The sequence below is a fragment of the Marinobacterium rhizophilum genome, assembly GCF_024397915.1.
Taxonomy (GTDB): Bacteria; Pseudomonadota; Gammaproteobacteria; order Pseudomonadales; family Balneatricaceae; genus Marinobacterium_A; species Marinobacterium_A rhizophilum_A.
The window spans coordinates 1,612,836-1,627,693 of the sequence record NZ_CP073347.1; the positions used below are offsets into that span (position 1 = coordinate 1,612,836).

The following is a 14,858-nucleotide window of genomic DNA, read 5'->3' on the forward strand; positions in this document are numbered from 1 at the left end:
TTTGACGCCCAAACGAACAATTGCACCCCGGTAGCGGATTTCTAATCACTTGGTACTACTCCTGCCTTCAAACAGACGCCCGGCCAGGCTCCGCACACAGCCGCGGGTCCTGGGAAAGGCCTGCTCGGGCAAGGAACAGCGCAGCACGCCCCGCACTTCAAAATGACGCACGATGTCCTTCACCACATCGAGCCAGGCCCGACCTGGCCTGTGGCCCAGGCCATCCAGGCAGCAGGCTATCTGCGCCAGGTTGCGCCGGCCATCGCAGGCGCGCAGCACGTCCAGCGATACCGGGTCGAGGAACACCAGCTGGTGCGGTGCCTTGACCACCCAGCGCTGATGCCGGGGATCGAAATACAGCCGGCTGCCGGCGGCAAGGCTGGGTACCCGGCAGGGGCTCTCGGGTGTCATGCCTGCGAGTGTCATAACGCCTCCATGGCGGGAAAAGCCCCGGCGGAAAACCAGTGGGCATAGCCGGATGCATCGGCCGGGATCAGAACGCAGCCTCTTCGTAGGCCGGATACAGGTGGGCCACCGTGCGGGCGAACTCGTAGCGGGTCAGGCGAATGCCATCGAAGCGCCCATCGATCGGCAGTGCCATGACCTCGGTCATCGTCAGGCCCCGCTGCGCCGCCTGGCCCAGGGTCGCATCGAGCCAGGCAAGGTAGTCCTGCATCTGTGCGATGGCCTGGTGCCGGTCGTCGAGCGGGCCGTGTCCCGGCAGCAGCAGGCGATAATCCAGCGCGGCAAGCGTATCGAGTTCGTCACGCCAGTGCGCCAGGCCCGGGGTCTGGGGCGTGGTCAGGGCGCGCTGGTAAAACACCAGGTCACCAGCAAAGAGCACGCCGGTGGTTTCATCCAGCATCACCAGGTCCGCCCCCGTGTGCCCTTCGAACGCCAGAAACCGCAAACGGTGACCACCGAGCTCCAGTCGCCCGGCCGGCTGGATAGCCCCGGGCACCACCACTTCGGTACCGCGCATCCAGTCGCCCGTCAGGCCGTAGAGGTTGGTGGCGAAATCGTCGCCGTTCGCCCGAATCTGCTCGGCGGTACCGGCCAGGGCGCTGACGGGCGTATCGGCAAAGGCCTGATTACCCAGGAAATGGTCCGGGTGGGCATGGCTGTTGATTACCTTGACCACGGGCTTGTCGGTTACGCCTGCAATGGCCTGGCGCAGCTGCTGACCAAAACGCAGTGAAGGCCCGGTATCAAAGAGCACGACGCCAGCATCGGTCACGATAAAGGCCACATTGACGATATTACCGCCATTGGCCGTTGAAAAGGCTTCTCGCCGCCCTTCCACCAGCCAGGTGTCGGGGGCGATCAGGCGCGGCTCAAGCCGGTAGTCAAAAGGCGCGGCCGCATGGCCTGGCGCGGAACTGAACAGCAGCGCCAGCAGGCACAGGGAGAGGAACGTGCGCATATCAGCCTCCTGTCACCGGCGCGGCGACCGGCGTCTCGAATACATTGCCATTGTTGTCCCGCATCCACAGGCGCAATGAACCTGCATGGCCGGTATCGAAGGTCAGCACCGGGTTTTCGCTCACCGGTGCCGATAGCTCAAGCCGCATCAGCGCCGTGCCGTCCTCGCCCCGCAGTTCGGCCTGCTCGATATAGAACTGCGGAATGCCGCTCACCAGGCCGGTGTCCATGGGATGAATAACGCGAAACTTGTAGCGGGCTGCCCCGTCCTTGGCTGGAGCGAAGCCCCGTGCCTGAATCTCGCCCAGGTGGCTTTCCCAGTACGGATTGCCGGCCGCCATGCTCGGCGCCGTGCAACCGCCGCCGGCGGCATTCAGATAACGGCCACCGACATGCCAGACCCCCGCGTCGGTCAATACCGCCGCCCGCACCGGCGTGCCCTGCTCCACCTTGATGCGCAGCGACAGCTGCGGGCGCACGAGTTCACTCTGCGGCCAGGCGGTGACGATATGCTGAATGGGATTAAAATCGGCCCACACCAGGATGCGTTCGATACGTCCGGACAGGGCGCTGGCGTCGATACTGATGGGCACCTGGAACGGGTCTTCGGCAAAGGGCGGAACACGTACCTGGATACGCTCATCGAAGCGGTAGGGAGCAGCACCGATAAAGCGCTGGCGCAGGTAGTCCCACAGCGGGGAATCGAGCGGGTCCTGCTGTTGCGCGGTGCTCATGGCAGCCGTTTCATCACTGGCTTGCGCCGCCAGCGGCATCGCCGAGAGCGTTACCAGCAGCCCCAGCAGGATACCGGGCCAGGCGTCCCGCCAGATCCGTGCCGCGCCAACAGTGCAACGGCGTGCAGCTAACTTCATGAAACACTCCTGTGCGGACCCTGCCCGCCGTTTCCCGCCTGCAACAGATGGAGCCCGGGCGGTCAGTTCGCGGTGTCCCGGTAAAAGGCCGGCAAGGCGTAATGCAGCCCCAACCCGCGGTACAGCTGCGCCATGTCGCCACGCCTGATCAGGCCATCGACGATTTCTTCCACGGCGTAGCCGAGCTGGCGATTGCTGTGCTTGATCGCCATGCCCAGGTCCCAGCTCTGCTTGCCCATGCTGGGAAAGCCGTTCTCCGCCAGGCGATAGCGCCCGGACGCCACCTGAGCGAGCTGCTGATCGATCTCGCCGCGCATGCCCATCACCGCATCCACTTCACCGCGCCGCATGGCGGCAAAGGCCTCGGGCACTGATGCGAAATGGCGCGTGTGTTCGCGCATGCGGCCCTGGAAACCGGAGGTCAGGTAAAAGGCCGGCAGGCTGTCCACCTCGACACCGATACTGTGGTATTGGAACACCGCCATGGTGCTGACACGGTCAATTTTTTCGCTGTCGTAGGCCACCTGCCAACTCTCGCTCTGGTAGGGCCCGAACATGACAACCTGTTCGTTGATGACTTCCCCGGTGGAGTCGCGCATGTAGGAATAGTCGCGGTCGTAGGGCACCCGCATCATCACGTCCGCCAGACGCTTGAGGACCAGGGGCTGCTCGTCGTTCTTGTCGAGATAGTGCCCTTTCCAGACATTGTTGCGCAGATCGTCTTCGAGGTTTTCATCCGGCGTGATCCAGTGGGGCTCAAAGCGCACGCCCAGCCCGCGGGCGATACGCTTGCCGATCTCCACATCCACCCCGGCCGGCTCGCCCCTGTCGAGGTACGAATAGGGCGGAAAATCACGGTACAGCCCGATACGCACATAGCCGCTGGCGATGACGTCATCGTATTCCCGCGCCTGCGCAGGCGGCGCCAGCAGGCAGGCACAGCCAAGGAGAAAGGCACCGAGCCTACTGCTCCACATACTTGGTCTCCAGCCAGGCGCGAATCGCCCAGAGCGCTTCCTGACTCAGGTAGTCCGCCATCTTGGGCATATAGACACGGCCATCGCGCACCGCACCATTGACCACGCGGTACTGGTACCACTCATCGCCGTCGATACCGGGCTCAAGCATGCGCAGGTCCGGCGCGATGCCGCCGGAGATACCTTCCAGGCCGTGGCAGCGGGCACAGTTCTGGTTGTAGGCCGAGGCGCCGATTTCCACCGCCTTGGCATGGTCCGCATGGTCCGTACCGTAGGGGTTGGCATCCAGCCAGTCCTCGCCCAGCGACTCCAGTGCTGCGGTATCCACCGACTGGGGTGTGACATCTCCGTGGGCCAGCAACTGGGACGAGAGCAGCAGCGTAAACATCGCGGTACCAACGCCGCCGAGCAGTTTCTTATTGGTTGTCATGGCTAGGACCCTTCTGGTTGGTGTAACTGAAAAGGACGGGCGCAAATGCCTGTTGCGCACTGTTGAAGCCATGATAGAGCCCAGAGCCCGGGCGCCAGAATTCTACTTTGGCGCCCAAGGACTACTCCGTTGGTACTGGTTTTCAGGTGCAGGGAAACAAGGAAAGGGCTAAGCAGAAGGCGCAAGCCGAGGGCCGAAAAGCGGTGCAGGCCAAGCGTTTCACAGCATTTCAAAGAGCCCGTTCGATCTCTGTTGCAGGCTTTGCAGCTCAGCGCGCAACAGGCTGACGAAGCCCCGTGCCAGCGCCGATTGAGCGCGGTTGCGCGGGAAGATCAGCGAGTAGCGGTAGCCAATGCGGGGCTCGAAACGCTTCACCACCAACCCGAGCCTGGCGTAGTGCTGTGCCGTCACGGGATCGACGATTGAAACGCCATTGCCCGCCAGCACGAAACCGCAGGCGGCGTAATGCAGCTGCGTATCGATCAGCAACTGGCGGCTGACACCGGCCTGGTCGAACACATTGTCGATCTTGTAGCGCAGGTCCTGTTCGGTACCCAGTGACACAAACAGCTCCCCCTCCAGGTCTGCGGGCCTGATCAGTTCATGCTGCGACAGGCGGTGTCCCGGCGGCAGCACGCACACCAGCCGGCTGTCCGCCAGGGTCTGCATGTCGATCCCCGGGTCACTCAGCTGGATACCGGAAATCACCCCCAGATCAAGCTGCTGACTGGCCACCAGGCCGGCTACCTGCTGGGTGCTGCGTACCTGTAACGACAGCGACACGCCGGGGTGGGCAGCGTTGAAGCGCCGCAGCTCGGTCTGGCGCTCATGACAGCTTTCACCTGCTGGCACCCTCGGCGAACTGGCCGATACCGTGAAAACTTCCGCTTAACGCAATCGAGGAAAACACCATGACCATCGAACGCCATGTAACCACCGCGCGCATGAGCCGCGCCGTCGTCCACAAGGGCACCCTTTACCTCTGTGGCCAGGTGGCCGAGGATCGAAGTGCCGGTATTGCCGGCCAGACCGAAACCATGCGTGCGACAGTCGATGCGCTGCTGACATCGGCGGGCAGCGGCCGCGACCGCATCCTGTCGGCAACGATTTACCTGCGCGACACGAAAGACTTCGCCGCCATGAATGCCGTCTGGGATGCCTGGGCACCCGCCGGCCAGGCACCGGCCCGCGCCTGCGCCTGCGCCTGCGTCGAGGCCCGCATGGCGAGCCCCGAATCGCTGGTGGAAATCTCGGTCATCGCCGCCACAGACGCACGACAGGAAACCGACTGAGACGGAATCCTCAGCGCTTTTTCAGCCGAGCCCGAAGGGTGCCGCCAGCTCGCGCATGGCCTGCATGTGGCCGCGCGGGCCAGCAGAGACTGCACAGGGAAGCGGAGTTTTTCGCGGCACCAGGGCCATCGAAATGGCGACCTCATTGAAGGCCCTGTGCAGGGCATCTCGTGACACCGGTTGGGATCAGCGGGATGTCATCGTGAAAGGAGTGGCCAGCACCACTCCCCAGGACCGCTGAACTATTTGTTCTTGCCGTTGCCCTTGCCACCGCTGTCGCCGCCGCTGTCGCCACCGGAAGCCGGCGTCACCGTTACGCTGGCCGATGCAGTCAGGCTGCCGTCGGCGATGGTATAAGTGAAAGTGTCGCTATTCCTGAAGTTCTTCGCCGGCACGAAGGTCAGGGTGTCGTCGCTGTTGATGATGACACTGCCCTTGCCGCCCTGGGTCACGCCGACGATCTGCAGCGTATCGCCATCCGGATCCTGATCGTTGGCAAGAACATCGATGGTTACCGCCGTGTTCTTGTCGGTTGTGGCGCTGTCGTCACGGGCGATAGGCGCCTGGTTGCTGCTGACCGCCGCTACACTGACAGTGACCGCGGCGCTGGCGCTGGCGCCTTTGCCGTCCTCGACCGTATAGCTGAAGCTCGAGCTGCCGCTGAAGCCCGTGTTCGGCGTAAACACTATATTTCCTGCACTAATCACAGCACTACCATTGACGCCATCGACAGAGGTAATGCTCAGGACGTCACCATCGACGTCATAATCGTTGGCGAGTACCGGTATCGTGACAGTTGTCTCCTGACTCGTCGCGGCTGCATCGTCCACTGCAACCGGGGCACTGTTCAAGGGGTCACCCGAGCCGCCGTCGAAGCTGACGCTGACCGTAATACCACCGGCGTCGTTCGAGAGCGGTGCGATGGTGATACCCGCCACGGTATCATGGAAAACGATTCCTGTTTCGAGCGCAGGATCACGCATATCGGTAGTGACGCCACTCTGGCTGTCGGGCGTCATATCGAGGAGATAGCTGCTGTCACCGTTGCCATCGACGGCGCTGCGTATGACGACGCCATTGCGCAAATTGTCCGGATACCTGAAAGGATCCATCGGATCGAACAGATACCCATCGAAACCTTCCGGCTGACGGTATTCCAGGTAATACCATTCCTGCTGGCCAGTAGCGTCATCGATCCCTTTCAGGATCTTTAGCGCTTTGGAATTATTATCATCGGTTTCGATCGGCGAGATGGTGTAGGTGCCGTCCTCGGTGACAGTGGTAATCGGTGGCGACTGGTCATAGTCGAGCCACCCGAGCCGAGCCTTGGCGAAACTGTTCATATGCCCCTGTTCATTGCCCATGATGTCCATCGAGTCGCCGTAGGTCAGTCCGAGGCAGTTGCTCTCGAGTACCCCGCCTTCACAGTTGAGACCGTGGGCATGATACAGCCCCAGGTTATGGCCCAGCTCATGCGCAATGACCGAAAAGTTGAGGCCCGAGTTGATCCAGGCGCGCATCGGGTTACCGCCAACTGTAGCCAAATTGCCATTGCAGGCGCTGTCGGGCGGTAACAGATAGACCCGATGATCGTACTGGGTCAGATCATGACCAGCCGCTTCTGCCAGCGTATCCGCAGCGATATCGTAACCGGATGGACAGGAGCTGTAGCCGTCCATCGAAACGGTATACCAGCCCATCACGTCGCCGCCGAGCCAGGTCTGGTTGTAGGAGTTTTCCTGCAGGAAACTGCTAACGGGCCCAAATACCAGATCACCCGCTTCGGTTGCGGTCCAGGGCTTGTCGTCCGGGAAATCCTGAAAATTCACCATGATCACGGCAACCTTGCGTTCGCCAAGGGTGTTGGGCAAGGGTCCGGCGGTGCCGTTGTTATCACCACTCGTCGCGCCCATAATCAGCAGGTCGCCGGATTCGAGTACGACGTCGCCCCCCTTGCGGGCCTTCTCACCAGGTGGGAACAAAAGCCCTTTGAGGCTCGCTTGCTGGCCGCTCAGGACCGAATGCCCGTTCCCGGTGATGTGCAGCTCGAAACGCTCTCCAAAGGCGGTTTTGATATATTGGCGCAGCTTGGAACCACCCTCTTCGCCATCTTCATAAACGGCTTCCAACTCGCCTTCCAGCTCGACTGGTCGTTCAAGCAGGTCACGCACCTCGGCCGGCATCGTCCGGAGCGTCGCGTCAGATAGCGCTGCGTCCAGTACCTGCTGAGCCTCTGACCCCATCAGCTCCAGCATCAAGTCGCGCCGCCCTTCGGCTAGATCAAGCAGCTGTTGCACCCTGGCGAGCTTGTCACCCCTCTCAGCACGCTGCCACTGCGCAAATGACGCCAACAAGGCCGCTGTCTGCTCAGTTGCCATCGAGCCGCGCTGTTCGACAGCGGCAGAAGGTTTGCTACGCGACTGGTGAAGCCCGTCGCTGAAAGCCGGAAACGCATTCAAGCTCAGTGCCGCAACCAGGCTGGTAATCGTTAACGGCTGGGTAAAGAAAGGCCTTGAAAGGCGCATGAGTCTCTCCTGAAAAAGTGGTTTTTCAAAAGATCCTCTACGGCCAATCCGTGAGAGCTTCTCTCCTTCGGCGGTCCGGCGATCCCGCGACTTGTTGCCAACGGCTGACAAATAGCGGGACCCGTAACTTTGCGCCACCCGGTTACCCGGGTTTAGCCTTTTCGAGAGAGGATCTTTCCTGCGAAATACAATTGCAGGGATACGACGCTGTGATGGATAACGCCGGAATACCTGAGTCCTGCCAGATGCTGTCCGGAGCGGTTTTCGTCATGGTGACGACATACGTGCTCTCTGAACTGGTCTGACGTTTAACAGAGACTGTTAATGTAATGAAACAGTATCCTGTTGACTCTTGATAAGGACTGTAAATTTAACACACAACGTTAATCCGATTTATACGGATGTGGAATATCATCAAGGTACATTGTCACAAATATAACGACTTCAGATATTACTTGTTGCAAAAAAGAGACATTAAATCGACTGGCTTCTCTTTTTGTTAACTAATTGAAACAGCTGACCCGAACAAATAAAAATTAATGCCGTCCGGAACTTCGACCGAAGGCCCCGGCGCTCAAGCCGGGCGAACCCGAGCCGCCGTCGATGGTCTACGCTTACGGCATTACTTGGAGAGCAAAGGACTGATCCTGACAGCAGCCATGGTTTTGTTTGCATAGCCCACAAGGGTTGCCCCGGGCCCCGTGTTCGAAGCTGGAGAATAAAGATAATGCGCCCTCTAGTTCTGTTTGCCGTCTCCGTTGCCCTGAGCGCCAACCTCTGCGGTGCAGAACAAAACCCGCACAGCGACGAACAACTTGTCGAACGGATCAAGGCTGAGGTAATACAGGAGCTGCGGGACAGCGAATTTCTTCGCAGTGAGATCGAAGCGGGTATCGAGGACTATATCAAGACGCAGCGCTCGGCCAGGGAGCAAGCTCAGGCGCAGGCCCGGATCGAGCAGGAGCGCATCGCCAGTGAAAAGGCCAGCAAGGTACGGCGGATTACCGCCGGCCGCGATCATGTCTACGGCAATCCCGCGGCGCCTATCAGCCTGATCGAGTACTCCGATTTCGAGTGTCCCTATTGCAAACGCTTTCATACCACCGCCCGACAATTGATCGACCAGTCCGATGGCAAGGTCAACTGGGTCTACCGTCACTATCCACTGAACTTTCACAACCCGGGGGCACAGAAACAGGCCGAGGCATCGGAGTGTGCCCATGAACTGGGTGGCAACGAAGCCTTTTGGCGCTATACGGATGCGTTGTACCAGCGCACCCGCTCCGGTGGAGAAGGTTTCCCGCTGGAACAGTTAACGCCGTTGGCCGAAGCACAGGGACTGGAGGGGGCCAGGTTTCAGGCGTGCATTGACAGCGAGCGACATAAGGGTCGTGTCCAACAGGACTTCGACGAGGGTGTCGCGGCTGGCATCACCGGCACACCCGGCAACATACTGGTCCACAACAGTACCGGAGAAGTTCGACTCAGGTCCGGGGCCAAGCCGCTGCAGGCGTTCCAAGCAGATGTTCAAGAAATGCTGGGCTCGCCCACACGGGATGAACCGGAATCGACTTCGTCACAGAGCGCCGGAGAATAACGTCACCCGCATCCAGAGACCGCAAGACGCTCTCATCCAGTGTAAAGGCGTTAATCCTGCTTTACATTTTTGAATATCACGTAACTTTCTAAAAAAGTTGAATTTTCCTTAAATGACATAAACCGGCTGTAAAGTATTGTTATCAGTCTCCCCTCCTCCCTTCCTGCCTCTTTTAAAAAAATACTTGAAAAACAACGCCCCCCCCCCCTCTTTGGCTCCCCTATTGCTTGATAAACAGTGAACTTGGCAGGCCCGCACTTCATTTGGCTTTGGCATCTAGTTCCAGCGCGGCAAGCCATACCCTTGCGAGCGAGGTGGATTTCATGAACAACTTGACCGATCGGCTCCCTGTACTGGCAGGGATGTCGGCGTTGCTGTTGACCAGCCTGCTGGCAACGACTGTCGGCGCCGGCAAGCAAAATCAACTGAGCTTTCCCGACTGGCCGGCCTATTTCAATGGCGACGGCACCCTCAAAGATGCCGTTGCCCTGCTTGGAACTCCGGACGCCGCCGACCACGGCCAGGGTGCCATGTTCGTCGAGGACAATATTTCCGACGGCCGGGCCCTGGATATGTCGGCGCTCATCGCCAGCGACAGCTATGACCAGTCGATCATCCATAACGCAACGGTCGACGCGCTTCACGATATCGGCAACCTGTACGTTTACGGCGAGATGGGCCCGGGCGGCATGGTGTTCTACAGCGGCGTCGAGCGTCTCGACGTGCCGGGAAACAGCTATGTCGAATTCGAATTCAACCAGGGGTCGATCTCGGCTCCCGCCGTCAATGCCCCGCTGATGGGCGAACGCCTGGCCGGCGACCTACTGGTCCGCATAAATCTGTCGGATGCCGAGATCGGCTCCGTGGAGTTTCTGCGCTGGCACGTAACGATAGACAGCGCCGGCAGCGAAGTCGGCCACTACCAGCCGGTCGCTTCCGCGCCAGCCCCTCGCGGCAAGTGGTGCAGTAGCAACAGCAGTGCCTATCGGTATTGCAGCGGCGCGCCTGTAGAGGGTCTGGCACCAACCAACACCGACGTCTGGGATGCCGATGGCCAGGCTGTTGCCGCGACACCGGCCGACAGTTTTATCGAGCTGGCTCTGAATCCGGAAGCTTTGCCCGGGCAGGTCGCGGACTTCACCAGCCTGGTGGTGCGCACACCTGAGGATATCGCCATCGCCTACCTGCGTGGGCGTTATCGCGATATCGCTTACTGGCGTTAACCGCCACAAGCGGCGACCAAAAGCATCACCGACCAACTTTAACGCCACCAAGGCCCCCGGACTGCGCGTTCAGCAGGCCTGAACAAGGGGAAAGACCATGAAACGACTGACAGATTTGCAAGGCTGTTTGCAGCGGACAACGCGAACGGCGCTGCAAGCCCTGCTGATACTGGGCCTGCTGGCCGGCACCCAAACAGCACAGGCCGACGGCGCAGGAAATGCCGACGTGTTGAACGGCCAGGCGTGCATGGAAGATACCGCTGACTTTGGCCTCAACTGCACTGCCAACGATGTGCGCATTGCCAATGCCACCAATATAGTGATCGACGACGACGGCTGCGCCTTTCCGGGCGATACTGTCGACTTTACCGCCACCTTCACCGTCGAGCTGACCGCCCAGGCGCGCCACGATATCGGCATCTGGTTCGCCGAGGACGGCGACCCCAATGGCGACGGCGCGCTGACCGGAACCTGTACCGCCGCCACGCCCGCCTATGCGCCCGATCCGCCCTGGCTGGATCTTGACGGTACTTTAGACCCCTTCCCCGGGCCGGGTAAGAAAGAGCCCTCCGGAGTTCAGGATACCTGCGGCGATATCGATGCCGCGCACAACCCGCTTTTCCCGGTAGTAACCCTCACCAATGTCGCCTGTGTCGACAGTGATGGCGACGGCAAACTCAACCTGCCGAACTGCACCAGTTGGCGCCAGCCCGGTGCGAACGAGTTGTGCGAAGGCCCTCTGGATGCGTATCCCGGCTCGCCGTCGAAATGCCGCTGTGACGACGGTTTCAATATCGATATCGATGTCCCGAACAAGTTTATCGAGGTCGTCAAGTCGCTGGATCCCGTCAACGATCCCGGGCGTTTTAACCTGCTGATCGACAACATCATCGAAAAAGCCAATGCCGCTCACAATGATACTACCGGGGTCGTCGACGTCGAAACCGCGGGGACCCATGTCGTGAGCGAAACCGCCGGCACCGGGACCCCCGACCTGACCACCTTCTATGACACCGACATCGAGTGTGTCGAGCGCGGCACCACCAACGTGGCGGCATCCTGTACGGACTGCACCTCCCTGAATGTCGATGTGCCCGAAACCGGCGCTGATTACGTCTGCACCATCAGCAACACCCTGATTCTGGCCGCACCGGTGCTGACGCTGACGAAGACCAACGATGCCGATCAGGATGGGGTATTCAACGATACCGAAAACGTACCCGGTGAAGCCGTCTATCCCTATACCGTGGTCTACCATGCCCTGATCGAGAACGACAGTATCTCCGATGCCCAGATTACATCGCTGGTGGATTCTCCGCATAATGACTTCCTGAGTGGCCCTGCCAGTACTTGCGATGAGCTGGTCAACCAGCCTGCCGGCATCATTCCCGCAGGCGGATCGGTCGAGTGTACTTTCGAAGTGCCGTTCGACAATGCCGATCAGGCCTCGGTTATCAATACGCTGCTCGTCGAGGCCCAAGCCGTTGGAGACCCAAGTCAGGTTGACACGGCCCAGGATACTTCGACCGTGAACTTCGGGCAGAACCCGGACATCGACATCGTCAAGGACGGTGCGCTGGATCTGGACGGTGACGGTATCGCCAACCCGGGTGATCTGATCCACTACACCCTCACCGTAACCAACACCGGTAACGCCACCCTCAGCGGTGCGGCCCTGACCGATGCGCTGCCGGGCGTCAGTATCGGCTCCCTGAGCGATAATGCCGGCAACGGCATCGACGTGCTGGCACCGGGGGATGTCGAAACGGCTTTCGCCACCTACGCCATCACCCAGGACGATATTGATGCCGGTCTCGTCGAGAACCTGGCCGAAGTCTGCGCCGACCCGCCGATCGGTCCACCGGTCTGCGATGACGATCCGCACGATGAACCGATCCCGCAAACCCCGGCCATCGACATCGTCAAGGACGGTGCGCTGGATCTGGGAGCTAACGGTGTCGCCAACCCGGGTGATCTGATCCACTACACCCTCACCGTAACCAACACCGGTAACGCCACCCTCAGCGGTGCCGCCCTGACCGATGCGCTGCCGGGCGTCAGTATCGGCTCCCTGAGCGATAATGCCGGCAACGGCATCGACGTGCTGGCACCGGGGGATGTCGAAACGGCTTTCGCCACCTACGCCATCACCCAGGACGATATTGATGCCGGTCTCGTCGAGAACCTGGCCGAAGTCTGCGCCGACCCGCCGATCGGTCCACCGGTCTGCGATGACGATCCGCACGATGAACCGATCCCGCAAACCCCGGCCATCGACATCGTCAAGGACGGTGCGCTGGATCTGGGAGCTAACGGTGTCGCCAACCCGGGTGATCTGATCCACTACACCCTCACCGTAACCAACACCGGTAACGCCACCCTCAGCGGTGCCGCCCTGACCGATGCGCTGCCGGGCGTCAGTATCGGCTCCCTGAGCGATAATGCCGGCAACGGCATCGACGTGCTGGCACCGGGGGATGTCGAAACGGCTTTCGCCACCTACGCCATCACCCAGGACGATATTGATGCCGGTCTCGTCGAGAACCTGGCCGAAGTCTGCGCCGACCCGCCGATCGGTCCACCGGTCTGCGATGACGATCCGCACGATGAACCGATCCCGCAAACCCCGGCCATCGACATCGTCAAGGACGGTGCGCTGGATCTGGGAGCTAACGGTGTCGCCAACCCGGGTGATCTGATCCACTACACCCTCACCGTAACCAACACCGGTAACGCCACCCTCAGCGGTGCCGCCCTGACCGATGCGCTGCCGGGCGTCAGTATCGGCTCCCTGAGCGATAATGCCGGCAACGGCATCGACGTGCTGGCACCGGGGGATGTCGAAACGGCTTTCGCCACCTACGCCATCACCCAGGACGATATTGATGCCGGTCTCGTCGAGAACCTGGCCGAAGTCTGCGCCGACCCGCCGATCGGTCCACCGGTCTGCGATGACGATCCGCACGATGAACCGATCCCGCAAACCCCGGCCATCGACATCGTCAAGGACGGTGCGCTGGATCTGGACGGTGACGGTATCGCCAACCCGGGTGATTTGATCCACTACACCCTCACCGTAACCAACACTGGTAACCTCACCCTCAGCGGTGCCGCCCTGACCGATGCGCTGCCGGGCGTCAGTATCGGCTCCCTGAGCGACGCCGCCGGCAACGGCATCGACGTGCTGGCACCGGGGGATGTCGAAACGGCTTTCGCCACCTACGCCATCACCCAGGACGATATTGATGCCGGTCTCGTCGAGAACCTGGCCGAAGTCTGCGCCGACCCGCCGATCGGTCCACCGGTCTGCGATGACGATCCGCACGATGAACCGATCCCGCAAACCCCGGCCATCGACATCGTCAAGGACGGTACCTTCCAGGACGAGAACGGTGATGGCTTCGCCCAGGTCGGCGAAACCATCGCCTACAGCTTCAAGGTCAGCAATATCGGCAACGTCACGCTGAACGGCGTCAATGTCACCGATCCGCTGCCGGGCCTGAGTGCCATTAGCTGCCCGAACGGCAACCCGATCCCGTCGCTGGCACCGACGGCCATGGAGACCTGTTCGGCAAGCTACAGCCTCGCCCAGACTGATATCGACCTGGGTCAGGTGGACAACCTCGCCACCGCATGCGGCACCTCGCCCACCGGGGCCGAGGTCTGCGACGATGATCCCGAAACGGTACAGGTTCCGCCGCCACCCGCGGTAGGCTTCCTGATCATCGATGAGGACAGCATCGACAATAACCACTACTGGTGGGATGACGGGGTAATACCAAGTCAGAACAACGATAACGAGTTCTCGGCTTGGGATGTGAACGACGATAAGGCCGCCGAAGGTCTGCGCGATATCCTGCGCTTCTTCGACGTCAACGTCGGCTGGACGATCCAGCTGTTCACCGGCCAGGTCGGCGATGAGGGCTGGTTCGCGCCGCAGTTCATACCGAACAACTGGAACAGCCACGATCCAGACGGTAACGGCCTGCACGCCTATATCGACGGCCTGGTCCCGCAGAACAAGCTCGACAAGGTCAGGAATGTGACGCCATTACGGTCCACCGGGTTACACGGACTGGAAGGCGGTGACTACTGTGCCGTGGTCTACGACAGTGACGTCAGCATCAACTACGGCCCACTGAATGGCAACCTGCAGGGCGCCAACTACGGCATCGTGGCCTTCCATGTCCTGATCGACGGCGTCAAGAAAGCCAACGGCTTCTCGTCGAGCACGCTGCCAACGGTGACCATCACCATTCTGGACGCCGAGCTAACCTGCAGCGCAGCGCAGATCCTGACCGACGTACCGAAACCGCCGACCTCGTCGGAGCCCTTCGACATCGATCCGGAGAATCCGACCGGCGGGTATCAGTAACGTACACGGCCGCCCGAAGGCAGGACGCCAACGGGGCGGACCATAGGAGAGAGAACAGGAGAGACTACCGATTGGAGTGCAATGCAAAACAGCGGGTACCGGCTCTGCGCCGGCACCCGCTTTTTATCCTTCCCGCCGCGCCAGC

The 14,858-nt window shown here is 60.8% G+C and carries 11 protein-coding genes and 1 riboswitch; of the genes, 4 read left to right on the top strand and 7 right to left on the bottom strand.

Features of this window, described 5'->3' with window-relative positions; all coding sequences use genetic code 11:
* Nucleotides 1-45 precede the first annotated feature (45 nt).
* The 6 genes from KDW95_RS07185 to KDW95_RS07210 all read right to left on the bottom strand — a co-directional run bounded on the left by KDW95_RS07185 (nucleotide 46) and on the right by KDW95_RS07210 (nucleotide 4,553).
* Entirely contained in the window at nucleotides 46-426 is a 381-nt protein-coding gene (locus tag KDW95_RS07185) for a hypothetical protein (protein ID WP_255855603.1), read from the bottom strand.
* A gap of 67 nt (nucleotides 427-493) precedes the next feature.
* Entirely contained in the window at nucleotides 494-1,423 is a 930-nt protein-coding gene (locus KDW95_RS07190) for a quinoprotein relay system zinc metallohydrolase 1 (RefSeq protein ID WP_255855604.1), read from the bottom strand.
* Nucleotide 1,424: 1 nt separating this feature from the next.
* The gene (locus KDW95_RS07195) at nucleotides 1,425-2,294 is read right to left on the bottom strand and encodes a quinoprotein dehydrogenase-associated SoxYZ-like carrier (protein WP_255855605.1); all 870 of its coding nucleotides are present in this window, start codon (nucleotides 2,292-2,294) and stop codon (nucleotides 1,425-1,427) included.
* 62 nt (nucleotides 2,295-2,356) lie between these two features.
* The gene (locus KDW95_RS07200) at nucleotides 2,357-3,271 is read right to left on the bottom strand and encodes a substrate-binding periplasmic protein (protein WP_255855606.1); all 915 of its coding nucleotides are present in this window, start codon (nucleotides 3,269-3,271) and stop codon (nucleotides 2,357-2,359) included.
* Complete coding sequence (gene pedF / locus KDW95_RS07205) at nucleotides 3,258-3,701, bottom strand: cytochrome c-550 PedF (protein ID WP_255855607.1); 444 nt, start codon at nucleotides 3,699-3,701, stop codon at nucleotides 3,258-3,260. The genes KDW95_RS07200 and pedF overlap by 14 nt, the downstream gene beginning before the upstream one ends.
* Nucleotides 3,702-3,920: 219 nt before the next feature.
* Nucleotides 3,921-4,553, bottom strand: coding sequence for a LysR substrate-binding domain-containing protein (locus tag KDW95_RS07210; protein WP_255855608.1), 633 nt, complete (start codon nucleotides 4,551-4,553; stop codon nucleotides 3,921-3,923).
* A gap of 59 nt (nucleotides 4,554-4,612) precedes the next feature.
* Between KDW95_RS07210 and KDW95_RS07215 the strand changes: the two genes are divergently transcribed.
* Nucleotides 4,613-4,993 (top strand): RidA family protein, encoded by a 381-nt coding sequence (locus tag KDW95_RS07215; RefSeq protein WP_255855609.1) that lies wholly within the window; start codon nucleotides 4,613-4,615, stop codon nucleotides 4,991-4,993.
* A 242-nt stretch (nucleotides 4,994-5,235) separates the two neighbouring features.
* Here the strand turns inward: KDW95_RS07215 and KDW95_RS07220 are convergent, their stop codons facing one another.
* Entirely contained in the window at nucleotides 5,236-7,629 is a 2,394-nt protein-coding gene (locus KDW95_RS07220) for an Ig-like domain-containing protein (protein WP_255855610.1), read from the bottom strand.
* Nucleotides 7,585-7,686: riboswitch (cyclic di-GMP riboswitch) on the bottom strand. It overlaps the preceding gene by 45 nt.
* Nucleotides 7,687-8,245: 559 nt before the next feature.
* Here KDW95_RS07220 and KDW95_RS07225 point away from each other — a divergent pair.
* From KDW95_RS07225 to KDW95_RS07235, 3 genes are all read left to right on the top strand, one after another.
* Nucleotides 8,246-9,115, top strand: a complete 870-nt coding sequence (locus KDW95_RS07225) for a DsbA family protein (RefSeq protein ID WP_255855611.1) — start codon at nucleotides 8,246-8,248, stop codon at nucleotides 9,113-9,115.
* A gap of 323 nt (nucleotides 9,116-9,438) precedes the next feature.
* Nucleotides 9,439-10,338: a hypothetical protein gene (locus KDW95_RS07230; RefSeq protein WP_255855612.1), complete on the top strand. Its 900-nt coding sequence runs from the start codon at nucleotides 9,439-9,441 to the stop codon at nucleotides 10,336-10,338.
* Nucleotides 10,339-10,435: 97 nt separating this feature from the next.
* Entirely contained in the window at nucleotides 10,436-14,713 is a 4,278-nt protein-coding gene (locus KDW95_RS07235) for a DUF11 domain-containing protein (protein ID WP_255855613.1), read from the top strand.
* Nucleotides 14,714-14,858 lie beyond the last annotated feature (145 nt).